The sequence below is a fragment of the Streptomyces sp. NPDC017676 genome, assembly GCF_044329325.1.
GTDB lineage: Bacteria > Actinomycetota > Actinomycetes > Streptomycetales > Streptomycetaceae > Streptomyces.
Genome location: NZ_JBIRJA010000004.1, coordinates 112,938 through 127,583, shown reverse-complemented (window position 1 = coordinate 127,583; position 14,646 = coordinate 112,938). Strand labels below are relative to the sequence as shown.

The 14,646-nt window shown below is 73.6% G+C and carries 15 protein-coding genes and 1 riboswitch; of the genes, 5 read left to right on the top strand and 10 right to left on the bottom strand.

What is annotated here, in order from left to right; translation table 11 throughout:
- The 10 genes from ACH4LD_RS10685 to ACH4LD_RS10640 form a co-directional block, all read right to left on the bottom strand.
- Positions 1-1,192: LLM class flavin-dependent oxidoreductase (locus ACH4LD_RS10685; protein WP_398106169.1), on the bottom strand; the 1,192-nt coding region annotated here is incomplete at its 3' end.
- Positions 1,189-2,589 (bottom strand): NtaA/DmoA family FMN-dependent monooxygenase, encoded by a 1,401-nt coding sequence (locus tag ACH4LD_RS10680; protein WP_398053864.1) that lies wholly within the window; start codon positions 2,587-2,589, stop codon positions 1,189-1,191. The genes ACH4LD_RS10685 and ACH4LD_RS10680, both read right to left, overlap by 4 nt.
- 26 nt (positions 2,590-2,615) lie before the next feature.
- Positions 2,616-3,818, bottom strand: coding sequence for an LLM class flavin-dependent oxidoreductase (locus ACH4LD_RS10675; protein WP_398053863.1), 1,203 nt, complete (start codon positions 3,816-3,818; stop codon positions 2,616-2,618).
- 129 nt (positions 3,819-3,947) lie between these two features.
- Positions 3,948-4,061, bottom strand: a complete 114-nt coding sequence (locus ACH4LD_RS10670) for a putative leader peptide (RefSeq protein WP_359834900.1) — start codon at positions 4,059-4,061, stop codon at positions 3,948-3,950.
- A gap of 14 nt (positions 4,062-4,075) precedes the next feature.
- On the bottom strand, positions 4,076-4,885 hold the full coding sequence (locus ACH4LD_RS10665) for a GNAT family N-acetyltransferase (RefSeq protein ID WP_398053862.1): 810 nt from the start codon (positions 4,883-4,885) through the stop codon (positions 4,076-4,078).
- Positions 4,886-4,932: 47 nt separating this feature from the next.
- A complete protein-coding gene (locus ACH4LD_RS10660; protein ID WP_398053861.1) occupies positions 4,933-5,952 on the bottom strand; it encodes an ABC transporter substrate-binding protein in 1,020 nt (339 codons plus the stop codon).
- Between the two features lie 104 nt (positions 5,953-6,056).
- Positions 6,057-6,848: an amino acid ABC transporter ATP-binding protein gene (locus ACH4LD_RS10655; RefSeq protein ID WP_103814185.1), complete on the bottom strand. Its 792-nt coding sequence runs from the start codon at positions 6,846-6,848 to the stop codon at positions 6,057-6,059.
- Positions 6,845-7,828, bottom strand: coding sequence for an amino acid ABC transporter permease (locus tag ACH4LD_RS10650; protein ID WP_398053860.1), 984 nt, complete (start codon positions 7,826-7,828; stop codon positions 6,845-6,847). Before ACH4LD_RS10650 ends, ACH4LD_RS10655 begins: the two co-directional genes overlap by 4 nt.
- Before the next feature lie 353 nt (positions 7,829-8,181).
- Positions 8,182-8,292: riboswitch (SAM riboswitch) on the bottom strand.
- A gap of 77 nt (positions 8,293-8,369) precedes the next feature.
- Entirely contained in the window at positions 8,370-9,257 is an 888-nt protein-coding gene (locus ACH4LD_RS10645) for a glutathione S-transferase C-terminal domain-containing protein (RefSeq protein ID WP_398053859.1), read from the bottom strand.
- An 83-nt stretch (positions 9,258-9,340) separates the two neighbouring features.
- A complete protein-coding gene (locus ACH4LD_RS10640) occupies positions 9,341-9,454 on the bottom strand; it encodes a putative leader peptide (RefSeq protein WP_324608286.1) in 114 nt (37 codons plus the stop codon).
- Between the two features lie 140 nt (positions 9,455-9,594).
- Between ACH4LD_RS10640 and ACH4LD_RS10635 the strand changes: the two genes are divergently transcribed.
- The 5 genes from ACH4LD_RS10635 to ACH4LD_RS10615 all read left to right on the top strand — a co-directional run bounded on the left by ACH4LD_RS10635 (position 9,595) and on the right by ACH4LD_RS10615 (position 14,621).
- Positions 9,595-10,755: an NAD(P)/FAD-dependent oxidoreductase gene (locus ACH4LD_RS10635; RefSeq protein WP_398053858.1), complete on the top strand. Its 1,161-nt coding sequence runs from the start codon at positions 9,595-9,597 to the stop codon at positions 10,753-10,755.
- Positions 10,752-11,054, top strand: a complete 303-nt coding sequence (locus tag ACH4LD_RS10630) for a (2Fe-2S)-binding protein (RefSeq protein WP_398053857.1) — start codon at positions 10,752-10,754, stop codon at positions 11,052-11,054. The genes ACH4LD_RS10635 and ACH4LD_RS10630 overlap by 4 nt, the downstream gene beginning before the upstream one ends.
- Positions 11,047-12,444, top strand: a complete 1,398-nt coding sequence (locus ACH4LD_RS10625) for an FAD-dependent oxidoreductase (RefSeq protein ID WP_398053856.1) — start codon at positions 11,047-11,049, stop codon at positions 12,442-12,444. Before ACH4LD_RS10630 ends, ACH4LD_RS10625 begins: the two co-directional genes overlap by 8 nt.
- A 262-nt stretch (positions 12,445-12,706) precedes the next feature.
- Positions 12,707-13,606 carry a dihydrodipicolinate synthase family protein gene (locus ACH4LD_RS10620; RefSeq protein ID WP_398053855.1) on the top strand — a complete coding sequence of 300 codons (900 nt, stop codon included), beginning with the start codon at positions 12,707-12,709 and terminating at the stop codon, positions 13,604-13,606.
- Between the two features lie 13 nt (positions 13,607-13,619).
- Positions 13,620-14,621 carry a proline racemase family protein gene (locus tag ACH4LD_RS10615; RefSeq protein ID WP_398053854.1) on the top strand — a complete coding sequence of 334 codons (1,002 nt, stop codon included), beginning with the start codon at positions 13,620-13,622 and terminating at the stop codon, positions 14,619-14,621.
- The last annotated feature ends 25 nt before the right edge of the window (positions 14,622-14,646 follow it).

The following is a 14,646-nucleotide window of genomic DNA, read 5'->3' as shown; positions in this document are numbered from 1 at the left end:
GTGGGGGGTGTCGGGGGTGCGGGCCCCCAGCCGCCCAGCACCCCTGGGACGGCGGCCGCGGGGGGGCGCGCTGGTACCCCGGGGGGGGGGGCCCCCCCCCCCCCCCCCCCCACGCCGGTGTCCGTGCCGCGTCGGCGGGCAGGACCGGTGCCCAGGGGAACGGCGGGTCCGGGATGTCCCGGCGCAGCGCCGGCGCGACGGCCGACTGGAACAGTTCCAGCGAGGCGCGGTGCCGGGCGGCGGGCAGGCCGCCCGCGTCCGCGGTCACGTGCAGCACGGTGTGCCCCAGCCGCTCGTGGTAGCGGTGCACCTTGTCGATGACCTGCTCGGGGCTGCCGATCAGCGCCGAGCTGCGCGCCACGAAGTCCTCCAGGGTCTCGAAGACCACGGGCAGGCCGGCCGACCGCTGGAAGGCCAGGTTGCTCTCGAAGACCGGGCGGTACGCCGTCAGCGCCTCCTGTGAGGTACGGGCGACGAGGAGCCCGGCCGAGCCCGCGCCCACCGCGATCGCCGCCGGGTCGTGGCCGTAGTGCTCCCAGCGTTCGCGGTAGTGGCGGACCAGTTCGGCGTACGGCTCCACGGGATGGGTGACGTTCGCCGAGAACAGCGGGTCTCCGTAGCGGGCGGCGAGGTCCACGGACTCCTCGCTGGTGGCGCTGCCGTGCCAGACGCGGACGGGTCGCTGGTACGGCCGCGGCCACACCTCGGCGTCCTTCAGCGGTGGTCGGAACCGGGTGTCGGCGGTCACCCGGTCCTGCCGCCACAGCCGCCGGAACACCTCGTAGCTCTCGGCGTTGCGGTCCCACTGGTCCTCGGGGGTGACGTGGAACAGCGCGCGCTGCGCGGTGCCGTTGCCCTTGCCGATGATCAGGTCGAGGCGCCCCTCGGAGAGGTGGTCCAGGGTGGCGTAGTCCTCGTAGGCCCGGACCGGGTCGAGCAGGCTGAGGGTGGTGACGGCGGTGAAGAGCCGGATGCGCCGGGTGAGGGCGGCGACATGGCTGAGCACGACGGTCGGCGCGGAGGAGAGGAACGGCCGTTCGTGCCGCTCCCCCACGCCGAATCCGTCGAAGCCCAGCTCCTCCGCCAGCACGGCGTTGTCCAGCACCTCGCGGAACCGCTCGTGCGTCGGCCCAAGGACTCCGGTGACCGGGTCCGGCCGGTGCACGATCAGCGTGATCGCGAGGAACTTCACGACGCGGCCCGCGCGGGCGAGGCACCGGTGCGGGTGCCGGCCCCGGCCCCGGTGTCGGGGTGGGCGAGGCCCAGGTGGTCGCGCAGGGTCGTGCCCTCGTAGTCGGCGCGGAAGACGCCCTGTTCCTGGAGCAGCGGGACCACCTTGTCGGCGAACGGGTCGAGCCCGCCGGGTGTGATGTGCGGGACGAGGATGAAGCCGTCGGAGGCGTCGGCCTGCACGAAGTCGTTGATGGTCCGCGCCACGGTCTGCGGGGAGCCGATGAAGGTCTGCCGGTTGCCGGTGTTGATGACCAGGTCGCGGATGGACCACCTGTTGGCCTCGGCGAGCTGCCGCCACTCGCGGGCGATGGCCACCGGGTCCCGGTACATCCGTACCTGGGCGCGGCCCCGGGAGATGTGGTCCTCGCTCACCACCGGGTCCACGTCGGGCAGCGGGCCCTCCGGGTCGTACGCCGACAGGTCCCGGTTCCAGACGAACTCCAGGTGCTTGATGGCGGTGGCCCCGCTGACCTGCTGCCGGCGCACCTCGCGGGCGAGTTCGGCGGCCTCCTGGTCGGTGTCGCCGAGGACGAAGGTCGCCGCGGGGAGGATGAGGAGCTGGTCGGGGCGGCGGCCGTACGCGGCGAGGCGGGACTTGACGTCGGTGTAGAAGGCCTGGCCCTCCTTCAGGGTGGAGTACCGACTGAAGATCGCGTCCGCGCCGGCGGCGGCGAACTCGCGGCCCTCGTCGGAGTCGCCCGCCTGGAAGATGACGGGGCGGCCCTGCGGGGAGCGTGGGACGTCGAACCGGCCGTGGATGTCGAAGTGCTGCCCCTGGTGCACGAAGGCACCGGCCTTGGCGTCCCGGAGGAAGGTGCCGGTGGCCTGGTCCGCGATGATCTCGTCACCGCGCCAGGAGTCGAACAGTTCGTGTGCGGTGGCGAGGAACTCCTTGGCGCGGGAGTAGCGCTCCTCCTGCGGCAGGAAGCCGCCGCGCCGGAAGTTCTCGCCGGTGAAGGCGTCCCAGGAGGTGACCACGTTCCAGGCGGACCGGCCGCCGGAGAGGTGGTCGAGGCTCGCGAACTGCCGGGCCACCTCGTACGGCTCGTTGAACGTGGAGTTGATGGTGCCGGTCAGGCCGAGCCGGTCGGTGACGGCGGCGAGCGCGGCCAGCACGGTGAAGGTGTCGGGGCGGCCGACCACGTCCAGGTCGTAGATCTTTCCGCCCTGCTCGCGCAGCCGGAGTCCCTCGGCGAGGAACAGGAAGTCGAACTTGGCGCGTTCGGCGGTCCGCGCGAAGTGCGCGAAGGAGCTGAACTCGATGTGGCTGCCGGCGGCCGGGTCGCTCCACACGGTGGTGTTGTTGACGCCGGGGAAGTGGGCGGCCAGGTGGATCTGCTTCAGCGGCTTGCTCATGGCGGTACGGTCGTCCTCTCCGGCGTTCAGGCTGCTGCGTAGCGGTTGGCGGGGCGGGCGAGGCCGAGGAGGCCGCGCAGGGTGCCGGCCTCGTAGGCGTCCCGGAAGCGGCGGCGGCGCCGCAGCTCGGGTACCAGGTCCCGGGTGATCCGGGGCAGGTCGTGGCCGGCGACCGCGGGCCGCAGCCGGAAGCCGGTCAGCCCGCCCGCCGCCAACTCCTCCAGCAGATCGGCGAGTTGGGCGGCCGTACCGGTGAAGATCCGGGCGTCGCTGGTGTAGGGCTCGCCCGCGAGGGTGTCGAGGCGGTCGCGGCGGTCCTCGGCGCCGGCCGGGCTGTCGTCCAGGAAGACGACGAGGTCGCCGAAGACGTGCAGCGTCTCGTCGGCGCGGCCCGCCGCCTGCTGTTCGGCGCGGATCTCGGCGACGATCGCCCGCGCCTGGTCCGCGTCGTGCGGGGTGACATAGCCGACGTCGGCCTGGCGGGCCACGAGGCGGTACGGGACGGTCTGGTGGGCGAGGGCGGTGACCAGGGGCTGGCCCTGCGGCGGGCGGGGCGTGATGGACGGGCCCTTGACGCTGAACCAGCGGCCCTCGAAGTCGATGTAGTGCAGCTTGTCCCGGTCGATGAAGCGGCCGGTCGCCGCGTCCCGGATCTCGGCGTCGTCCTCCCAGCTGTCCCAGAGCCGGCGGACCACTTCCACGTAATCGGCGGCCTCGTCGAACAGGTCGGTGATGGTTGCCCGCGCGTCCGGGCTGTCGAAGCCGTCGATGCGGGGGATGGTGCGCCGCCCGAAGTGCGCGGCCTCGTCCGGGCGGAAGTCGGTGCGCACCCGCAGGCCCGCGCGTCCGGTGCTGACGTAGTCGAGGGTGGCGATCGCCTTCGAGATGTGGAAGGGCTCGGTGTGTGTGGCCACCACGGTCGGGACCAGGCCTATGTGCCGGGTGACCGGGGCGACGCGGGAGGCGATGAGGACCGCGTCGAGCCGGCCGCGGACCTGGTCGGTGCGCTCGTCGGGGGCGAGGAGGCGGGAGGACTGCGGGCCGAGGCCGTCCTCGATGGTGACGAAGTCGAGCAGGCCGCGTTCGGCCTCGGTGATCAGGTCGGTCCAGTAGCCGGCGGTGAACAGGTCGCGGGGGCGGGCGACCGGCTCGCGCCAGGACGCCGGGTGCCATCCGGTGCCGTCCAGGGCGACGGCGAGGTGCAGGGGTGCGGCAGGGGTTGACGACACGTGGGTGCCTTCCTTGATGTCCGTTCGGGGACGCCGGCTCGCGGGGCCGGCGGCGGCCTGGCGGGCGGCGTCGGCCGCGGGCGGGCGCGGCGGGAGGAGCCCCGGGCCGGGGCGAGGGCCGGGAAGAGGTCAGTGGCGACAGAGCGCGGCGGACACGCGCTGGAGGTCTATGTGCGGCCGGGAGTGCAGACGGACGGACCGGTACGGGTGCGGGGCGCGCGGCGGGCGCGCCCGCGGGGGCACTCGGGTCACGGCCGTCACCTCCGTCCGTCGGGCGCGGCGGGCCGGGTCGGCGTCCGCCTGGCGGATCTCGTCGTGACGTCCAACGTCCGGCCGGCTCCGGTTGTTCCCGGGCTGCGCAGCTGCACGATGCGGGAGCGGCGGCGCAGGGTGAACCCGATCGACTCGTAGAGCCGGACAGCGGTCGTGTTGTCGGCCGCGGCGTGCAGGAACGGGGTGTCCCCGCGGTCCCGGATGCCGGCCGCGACCGCGCGCACCAGCCGGGTGGCCAGTCCCCGGCCGCGGTAGGCGGGGTCGGTGCACACGGCGCTGATCTCGGTCCAGCCGGGCGGCCGCAGCCTCTCCCCCGCCATGGCGACGAGCCTGCCCCGGTGCCGGATGCCGAGGTAGGTGCCCATCTCGACGGTCCGGCTCAGGAAGGGGCCCGGCCGGGTGCGGGCCACCAGATCGAGGATCTCGGGGACGTCGCCGGCTGTCAGGCGGACCGCCTCCGGGTCCGGTGCGGCCCGCAGCGCGGTGTCCACGAGCTGGACTCCCGTGCCCTCGCCGAGGACCTCCCAGCCGTCGGGAACCCGTTCGACCGGCCTGACCCGTACGGGGTTTCCCGGACCGACGAGCGTGTGCAGGTCGGCCCAGGCCGCCGGGTCCGCCGGGTCGGCGAGCGCCGCGAAGGCGTAGGTCTCCGGCCGGTAGCGGGCCGCGCGGCCGTACCGGTCGGCGAGATGGGCGTGCGGGCCGGCGAGGGCGGCCCAGACCGCGTTGTCCAGGACGGGGTCGGCGGGCAGGAGCGGGGCCGCGCCCGGGCGGACGTCGGTCGGGTGAGCCACGGAAGCGATCCCCTCTCTTGACTTCATGTCGATGAATCGATGTCTGGTCAGGAGTTGTCCAGCGGCAGCCCGGGCGGGTTGACCTCGGACTTCGCCACGGACTCGTTGGACAGGCCGTAGGAGGCCAGCCACTTGCCGTACTGGCCGTGCTCGATCAGGTGGTTGAGGGCGTCGGCGAGCGGCTTGGCGAGTCCGCTGTCCTTCTTGGCGGTGGCGGCGATCAGACCCTGGAGCGTCTCGCCGGCGCCGGAGAAGGTGCCCGCGTTGCGGGTGGCGTTGGGGGTGTTCGCGGTCTGCCGGGCGCGGTAGGCGACCGCGGGGTTGGGGCCGAAGAAGGCGTCGATCTTGCCGCTGCTCAGCGCCAGGTTGGTGGCGTTCTGGTCCGGGAAGTACTTGACGGTGAGCTTCTTGCCCTCCTTGGCCAGCTTGGCCTTCCACTCCAGGAGGATCTTCTCCTGGTTGGTGCCGGCGCCCACGCTGACCGTCTTGCCGGCGAGGTTCTCGTAGTCGCCGTCGAAGTTCCAGGCGTTCTTCCTCAGCACCTCGAAGGCCAGGTTGTCCTTGCGGTAGGAGGCGAACTCGTACTTCCGCTTGCGTTCCTCGGTGACGGTGACGTTGGAGAACGCCACGTCGACCTTGCCGCTGTCGACGCCGACGAAGAGGTTCTCCCAGGTGGAGTTCCTGATCTCGGGCTTCAGGCCGAGGACCGCGGCCACCAGGCGGCCGAGGTCGGGCTCGGAGCCGGTGAGGGTCTTCTGGTCGCTGCCCACGAAGTTCAGGGGCGCGGAGCCCGAGGGCAGAGCCCCGACGCCGATGACGAGCTTGCCGCTCCTGCGCACCGAGGCGGGCAGTTCGGCGCTGATGGACTTCACCTCGGAGACCTTCAGCGCGGTCTCCTTGGCGGCCCCGTTGGACAGCCGTCCCACGGTCACCGTGCCGGTGGTGTCGGTCTTGGTGACGGCCTCGCTGTCGCCCCCGCAGGCGGCGAGCCCGGTGGCGAGGGTGGCGACGGCGGTCGCCGTGGTGATGCCGCGGATCAGGGCGCGTCGGGAGATGTGCGTAGGCATGGCGTGGCTGTCCTTGTCTCGCTGATGAGAGCGGTGAGTGATGAAAGAGATGAACGATGGGGGGAGGTGAGCGGGGTGTCGTGGAGGGCGGGCGGCGGCTGCCGTCAGAGCACCTTGCCGAGGAACTCCCGGGTCCGTGGGTGCCGGGGCCGGTCCAGCACCTCACCGGGCGGGCCCTGTTCGACGATCCGGCCGCCGTCGATGAAGACGACCCGGTCGGCGACCTCGCGGGCGAAGCCGATCTCGTGGGTGACGATGACGAGCGTGGTGCCGCTGGTGGCCAGATCCTTGATGACGGCCAGCACCTCGCCGACGAGTTCGGGGTCGAGCGCCGAGGTCGGCTCGTCGAAGAGGATGATCCCGGGCCGCAGGGCGAGGGCGCGGGCGATGGCGACGCGTTGCTGCTGGCCGCCGGACAACTGCCGCGGGTAGGCGCCGGTCTTGTCGCCGAGGCCGACCCGGTCGAGGAGTTCGCGGGCGAGTTCCTGGGCCGCCGCCCTGGTCAGCCTGCCGGTGGCGGCGGGGGCCGCTGCGACGTTCTCCAGGACGGTCAGGTGCGGGAAGAGGTTGAAGTTCTGGAAGACGAAGCCGATCCGGCTGCGCTGGGCGAGGATGGCGCGCTCGCTGAGTTCCTTCAGCCGGTCGCCGTGCCGCTTCACCCCGATCAGCTCGCCGCCCACGCTGACGTGGCCGATCTCGGGCTTCTCCAGATGGTTGACGACCCTGAGCAGCGTGGACTTGCCGGAGCCGGACGGTCCGAGGATCACCGTGACCTCGCCGGGGCGGACGGTCAGGTCGATGCCGTCGAGGACGCGGTGGGAGCCGTACCACTTGTGGACGCCGTGCACTTCGAGCGCGGCGGGGGCGGCCTTCGGGAGGGTCTGCGCGGTGGTCATACGGCGGCCTCCCGGCTCAGCCGGGCCCGCAGGTCGGCGAGGCCGGCCCGGGCCTTCTGCAAGGGGGTCGGGGGCAGGGTGCGGGTGGCACCCCGGGCGTAGTACCGCTCGACGTAGAACTGGACGACGGACACGGCGCTGGTGAGGATCAGGTACCAGACGGTGGCGACCATCAGCAGCGGCACGACGTCACCGGGGTAGGTGCTGCCCATCGACTGCACCGCGCCGAACAGGTCGAGCAGCGACACGTAGAAGACCAGGGACGTGCTCTTGATGAGGCCGATGAGCTGGTTCACGTAGTTCGGGGTGATGGACCTGAGGGCCTGCGGGAAGACGATCCTGCGGAACTGGTAGCCCTTGGGCAGACCGAGCGCGGCGGCCGCCTCGTGCTGTCCCTGGTCGACGGAGAGGATGCCGCCGCGGACCACCTCCGCCGCGTACGCCGCCTCGTTGAGGCTGAGGCCGATGACGGCGATCGTCATGTCCGTGGCCAGCCGGGACTCGTCGAAGGTGACGAAGGCGGGTCCGAAGGGCACGCCGAGGCTCAACGTCCTGTACAGGGCGCTGAAGTTGTACAGGAAGATCAGTACGACGATGAGCGGTACGGAGCGGAACAGCCAGGTGTAGGTCCAGCTGACCGCGCGCAGCACCGGACTGCCGGAGAGCCGGGCGAGTGCCAGCAGGATGCCGCCGAGGAGCCCCAGGACGGCGCTGAGCGCGGCCACTTCGAGGGTGACGACGAGGCCGTCGAGGACGGTGGGGCGCAGGAACCAGTAGCGGAAGCGGTCCCACTGGTAGAAGGGGTTCGTGACCAGTCCGTGCAGGATCTGCGCGACGAGCACGAGCACGACGGCGGTGACGATCCACCGGCCGGGCCGGCGCAGCGGCTGGATCCGCTGTGCCGACTGGGGCTCTGACGGTGTGTCGGCGGTGGCCGGCGCCTCGGCTAGGGAGACGGCGGCGCCTGGGGGTTCACTCATGGCGGGCTCCGGCGGAGTCGGTCACCCCGGGGCCGCGCGGGAGCGGAGGTGGGCCACGACGGCACTGCGGCACGAGGTGGCGCACGGACAGGCGCGGAACCGGGGGCTGGGCGGATAACGGCACACCGGACGGACGGTGTGCGGCGGGAACGCGGGGCTGGGAGGGAGACGTCAGCCCTGACAGCGGGCAGAGCCCGGTGCGGTACACAGTGCGCTGTTCACGCGGAGCAGATCGACGGCGCGGTCGGCGACGAGGAGACCGGCGTACGACGGTACGCAGCCCTGGGGGCGGCTCACGGCCGTCCTGGGAGCTGCGTACATGGCGTCACCTGTCACTGTTCCGGCCCCGTGGGGCCTCGCGCTTACCGAAAACGTCGTCCGGTCCGGTCGTCACCTGGGGCACCCCACCGCGGTGCGAGGGTTGCCGGTCAGCGAGCCAGGGCTTGGCGCTGACGCTCATGACCGTTCTGAGCCGTAAGTAAGGCAGTTGCCCGTTCGAATGTCAACGGCCGTCCGCCCAGTGGACATCGGCTGCCCGCTCTCACCTGCGCGAAGCGTCCGGGGCGTCCGCGGCATGGCCTGCCCAGTCCAGGATCTGGACAGCGGCCCCGGCGGCCTCCAGGCCCTGACAGCGGCCGTGGTGGCGGCGGGCGATGCCTCGAAGGTCGAGGTGGCGGCCGAAGGCGGGGTGGGCGGCCAGGCGGCGGGCGTAGGCCCACAGGGCGCGGTGGTCGGCGATGCGGTGCACGGCGGAGGCGTCGAGGTGGCAGCGGTGGACGGTGTCGAGCTGCACGAGGGTGACCCACAACTCGATGTCGGCGGCGGTGAGCCGGTCGTCGGCCAGGTACTCCTCGCCGCTCAGCCGCCGCTCCAGCCGGCCCAGGGTGTCCAGCAGCGCGTCGAGCGCGGCGGCCCGTTCGGCCGGGTCGGCACCGGCGCGTCCGGCGCGCTGCGCGGCCTCCTCGATGCCCTCGGCGCACATCCGCTCGACGGCCTCGATCACGGACTCCAGGCCGGCAGGGTACAGGCGGGCGTCGCCGCCCGGCCGGAACCTGTCCAGGTCGCGCAGGATGTCGGGGGTGTGGGTGCTGACGATGCGTCCGGACCAGTCGTCGCTGAGCACGGGCGCGAGCGCCGGGCCGGTGTAGTGGTGGGCGCTCGCCTCGTAGAGCGGGCGGAGCGCCGCGTGGCCGCCGCCGGGACAGTCCGGGACGGCGGGCAGGAGGGTGACGGGACAGCGGGTGTCCAGGCCGAGCAGGCTGTGGCCGACGGCGAGGCGCAGCCCGTCGGGGCAGGCGGTCGACAGATGGAGCCGGTAGCGGTGGGGCACGGCGTAGTGGCCGCTGCGCGCGTCCCGGCCGATCCGGCCCCGGAAGACGGGCGGGGTACCGCGGGTGGACGGGACGGCGGCGAGCGGAGTGATGGACATGCGTCTCCCCGGGTGGTGGGTGTGCGGAGGGGTGCGCCGGCGCGGGCGTGACCGGTCGGTGGGTGCGAAAGGGGCGGCCCGGCTCAGCGGTGGCGGCTGATCGCGCTGCAGACGCGCTGCAGGTCGATGTGGCGACGGGAGGTGAGCAGGGGTGCGCGCAACGGCGTCCGGCCGGTGCCCGTTTCGCGGCGCGCCATGATTCCCTACCTGTTCACTAGGATTCCCTCCCTGGAGTGTCGATCGGGCTCCGTACGACGTCAAGGGGGCGTCCACGCCTGGGAATCGGAGGCGGCGACGGGTACTCCTCACCGAGAGGAACATGTGACATAGTACTGGCGTGGCGAAGCTACTGACCTGCGATGTCGTGGTCGTCGGGGCCGGGATGACGGGCGCGGCCTGTGCCCTGTACGCCGCGCGCGCCGGACTCGACGTACGGCTGGTGGACCGCGGCCCCGTGGCCGGCGGCACCACCGGGGCCGGCGAGGGCAACCTGCTCGTCTCCGACAAGGAGCCGGGCCCGGAGCTCGAACTCGCGCTGCTGTCAGCCCGGTTGTGGGCCGGGCTCGCGGAGGAGCTGGGCGCCGCGATCGAGTACGAACCCAAGGGCGGCCTCGTGGTCGCCTCGACGCCCGGCGCCCTGGCCGCGCTGCGGGACTTCGCCGCGGAGCAGCGGACCGCCGGCGTCACCGCCGTACCGGTCGGCGCCGAACGACTCGCAGAACTGGAACCGCACTTGGCGCCCGGCATGGCGGGCGCCGTGCACTACCCGCAGGACGCCCAGGTGATGCCCGCGCTGGCCGCCGCACATCTGGTCCGCGCCTCCGGCGCCGCCCTGCACACCGGCCGTACGGTGACCGGGGTGCTGCGCACCGCGCGGGGAGCGGTCCACGGCGTCCGCACCGACCGGGGCGACATCCACGCACCGGCGGTGGTGAACGCGGCCGGCACCTGGGGCGGGGACCTCGCCTCGCTCGCCGGCGTCCGGCTGCCGGTGCTCCCCCGGCGCGGCTTCGTGCTGGTCACCGAGCCGCTGCCGCGCAGGATCCGGCACAAGGTGTACGCCGCGGACTACGTGTCCGACGTCGCCAGCGACTCGGCCGCGCTGCGCAGCTCACCGGTCGTGGAGGGCACGGCCGCCGGTCCGGTGCTGATCGGCTCCACCCGGGAACGGGTCGGCTTCGACCGGTCGTTGTCGCTGACCGCGACGCGGGCGCTCGCCGCCGGGGCGATCGGTCTGTTCCCCTTCCTGGCGGGGGTCCGCGCGCTGCGCACGTACGCGGGCTTCCGGCCGTACCTGCCGGACCATCTGCCGGCGATCGGACCCGATCCGCGGGTGCCCGGTCTGTTCCACGCCTGCGGGCACGAGGGCGCCGGCATCGGACTCGCCCCCGGAACCGGGCAGTTGATCGCGCAGGCGCTCACCGGTAAGGCGCCGGAGCTGGACCTCACGCCGTTCCGGCCGGAGCGTTTCGACACCGAGGGAGGCGACGTCCGGTGAATCCGAGGGAGTTGACCCGGGCCCGGCCGGGCCCGCCCTGCACCGTGACCTTCGACGGCCGGCCCCTGGAGGCACTGCCGGGCCAGACGGTCGCGGCGGCGCTGTGGGCGGCGGGCGTGACGGCATGGCGCGGCACACGGGGCGCCGGGCGGCCCCGCGGGGTGTTCTGCGGGATCGGGGTGTGCTTCGACTGCCTGGTCACCGTCAACGGCCGCCCCGACCAACGGGCCTGCCTGGTCCCGGTGCGCCCGGGAGACGACATCCGCACGCAGGAGGGGACGGGCCGGGACGATGACTGAACGACCGCGCCTCGCCGTCGTCGGCGCGGGCCCGGCCGGGCTCGCCGCCGCGCTGGCGGCGGCCGCACGCGGCGTCCAGGTGACCCTGGTCGACGCCGCGGACCAGGCCGGCGGACAGTTCTACCGGCAGCCCGCCACCGCCCTCGGCGCGCGCCGACCGCAGGCCCTGCACCACCAGTGGCGCACCTGGGAGCGGTTGCGGGACGGTCTGGAACGGCACCGCGCGGCCGGCCGGATCACCCACCTGACCGACCATCACGTCTGGTGCGTCGCACGGGACTCCCCCTCCGGGGCGTTCGCCGTGCACGCCCTGCTCGGCCCGACGCAGGAGGACGGCGTCACCGTGCGCGCCGACGCGGTCCTGCTCGCCACCGGCGGGTACGAGCGGGTGCTGCCCTTCCCCGGCTGGACACTGCCCGGCGTCGTCACGGCGGGCGGCGCGCAGGCCATGCTCAAGGGCGGCCTCGTACTGCCCGGCCGTACGGTGGTGGTGGCCGGGACCGGGCCGCTGCTGCTGCCGGTGGCCGCCGGGCTCGCCGCGGCCGGCGCGCGCGTCGCCGCGCTGGTGGAGTCCGCCGGTCCCGGCGCGCTGCTTCACCGGGCGCCCGCCCTGGCCGCGCAGCCCGGCAAACTCGCCGAGGGCGCCGGATACGCGGCCCGGCTGCTGCGGCACGGCGTGCGCACCCTGCCCCGGCACACCGTCGTGGCGGCGCACGGCGCCGACCGGCTGGAGGCGGTGACGGTGGCCGCGCTCGGCCGGGACGGACGCCCGCGGCCCGGCAGCGCCCGGCGCATCCCCTGCGACACCCTGGCCGTGGGCCACGGCATGCTGCCGCACACCGACCTCGCGGAGACCCTCGGCTGCACCCTGTCCGGCACCGCCGTACGGGTCGACGCCGAACAGCGCACCGATGTGCCCGGCGTCTGGGCCGCCGGGGAGGCCACCGGTGTCGGCGGCGCGGCGCTCGCGCTCGCCGAGGGGCACATCGCCGGACGCTCGGCCGCCGCCCGGCTGCGCGGGACCGCCCCCGACCCGGGCGGCTGGGCCGCCGCCGCCCGGGCCCGCACCCGGCTGCGCGCGTTCGCGACGGCCCTGGACGCGGTGTACGCCCCACCGGCCGGCTGGGCGGACCGGATCCCGGACGAGACGGTGGTGTGCCGCTGCGAGGAGGTCACCGCCGGGGAGGTGCGCGAGGCCGTCGGCTCGCTCGGCGCGGGAGACCTGCGCACGGTGAAGCTGCTCACCCGGGCCGGGATGGGCTGGTGCCAGGGACGGATGTGCGCGCCCGCGGTGGCGGGCCTGACCGGCTGCCCGCTCGATCCCGGACGGCGGCCGTTCGCCCGGCCGGTGCCGCTCGGCGTCCTGGCCGCCCTGCCGGAGACGGAGTGAGACGGCCCGCCTGGGCACCGCGAGCCGGCTCCCCGAACCCGGGATCGGCCTTCCCGCGAGTCGGCTGGTCCGAACCCGGGATCGGCTCCCCGCGAGTCGGCTGCCGGAACCGGGATCGAACCCGAGCTCGGCTTCCGAACCCGAGGCCGGCTTCCCGAACCCGGGGCCGGCCTCCCGAACCCTGACGTCCGCCTCCCGGACCCCGAGCCGACCGCCCCAACCGCCCAGTAATATGTCACACCCCATTGAATGAGGGATCACCATGAGCAACCCCGAGCCCCGCCGCCCCTGGCGCGGCATCCTCGTCGCCACCGCCCTCCCCCTGCGCGCCGACCTCTCGGTCGACCACGACCGCTACGCCGAGCACTGCGCCTGGCTCGTCGCGAACGGCTGCGACGGCGTCGTGCCGAACGGCTCGCTCGGCGAGTACCAGGTGCTCACCCCCGAGGAACGCACCCGGGTGGTGGAGACCGCCGTGGCCGCGATCGGCGGGGAGCGGGTGATGCCGGGCGTCGCCGCCTACGGCGCGGCCGAGGCCCGCCGCTGGGCCGAGCGGGCGGCCGAGGCCGGCTGCGCGTCGGTGATGCTGCTGCCGCCCAACGCCTACCGCGCCGACGAACGGTCGGTCCTCGCCCACTACACGGAGGTCGCGAAGGCGGGCCTGCCGGTGGTGGCGTACAACAACCCGATCGACACCAAGGTCGACCTGGTGCCCGAGCTCCTCGCCCGGCTGCACGGCGAGGGGCTCGTCCACGCCGTCAAGGAGTTCTCCGGTGACGTCCGCCGTGCCTACCGCATCGCCGAGCTGGCCCCGGAGCTGGACCTGTTGATCGGCGCCGACGACGTGCTGCTGGAGCTGGCGGTGGCCGGCGCCAAGGGCTGGGTGGCCGGCTATCCGAACGCGCTGCCGCGCGCCTCGGCGGAGCTGTACCGGGCCGCGCTGGCCGGTGACCTCAGCACCGCGCTCCCCCTGTACCGGCAGTTGCACCCCCTGCTGCGCTGGGACTCGAAGACGGAGTTCGTCCAGGCGATCAAGCTCTCCATGGACGTCGTCGGGCGGTACGGCGGCCCGGTGCGTCCGCCGCGGGTGCCGCTGCTGCCCGAGCAGGAGGCCGCGGTCCGCGCGGCCACCGAGAAGGCCGTCGCCGCCGGCCTGGCGTGAGAGGAGCCGGACCATGCGCAGCAGACTCGTCCTGCACGCCGTCGACTCGCACACCGAGGGCATGCCGACCCGCGTGATCACCGGCGGGATCGGCACCGTCCCGGGGGCGACCATGAACGAACGGCGGCTGTGGTTCCGCGAACACCGCGACGACGTCAAGCAGCTGCTGATGAACGAGCCGCGCGGGCACTCCGCGATGAGCGGCGCGATCCTTCAGCCGCCGACCCGCCCGGACTGCGACTGGGGCGTGGTCTACATCGAGGTCTCCGGCTACCTGCCGATGTGTGGGCACGGCACGATCGGCGTGGCGACCGTGCTGGTCGAGACCGGCATGGTGGAGGTCACGGAACCGGTGACCACGATCCGGCTCGACACCCCGGCGGGGGTCGTGATCGCCGAGGTCGCGGTGGAGGACGGCGCCGCGCGGAACGTGACGCTGCGGAACGTGCCGTCGTTCGCCGTCGCCCTGGACCGCGAGATCACCCTCCCGGACGGGCGTACCGTCACCTACGACCTGGCCTACGGCGGCAACTTCTACGCGATCCTGCCGCTCGACGCCTTCGGGCTGCCCTTCGACCGCGCCCGCAAGGACGACATCCTCGCGGCCGGTCTGTCCCTGATGGACGCGATCAACGCGGAGGCGGAGCCGGTGCATCCGGAGGATCCCTCGATCCGGGGCTGTCACCACGTCCACCTCTACGCACCCGGCGCCACGGCCCGGCAATCCCGGCACGCCATGGTCATCCACCCCGGCTGGTTCGACCGCTCCCCGTGCGGCACGGGCACCAGCGCGCGCATGGCGCAATTGCACGCGCGCGGCGAACTCCCGCTGCACACCGAGTTCGTGAACGAGTCGTTCATCGGCACCCGCTTCACCGGCCGGCTGCTGGGGACCGCGGAGGTCGGCGGGGTGCCGGCCGTGCTGCCCAGCTTCACCGGCCGCGCCTGGATCACCGGTACCGCGCAGTACCTGCTGGACCCGACCGATCCGTTCCCGGAGGGGTTCGTCCTCTAGCGTCCTCTACACTCACCCCGGTGAT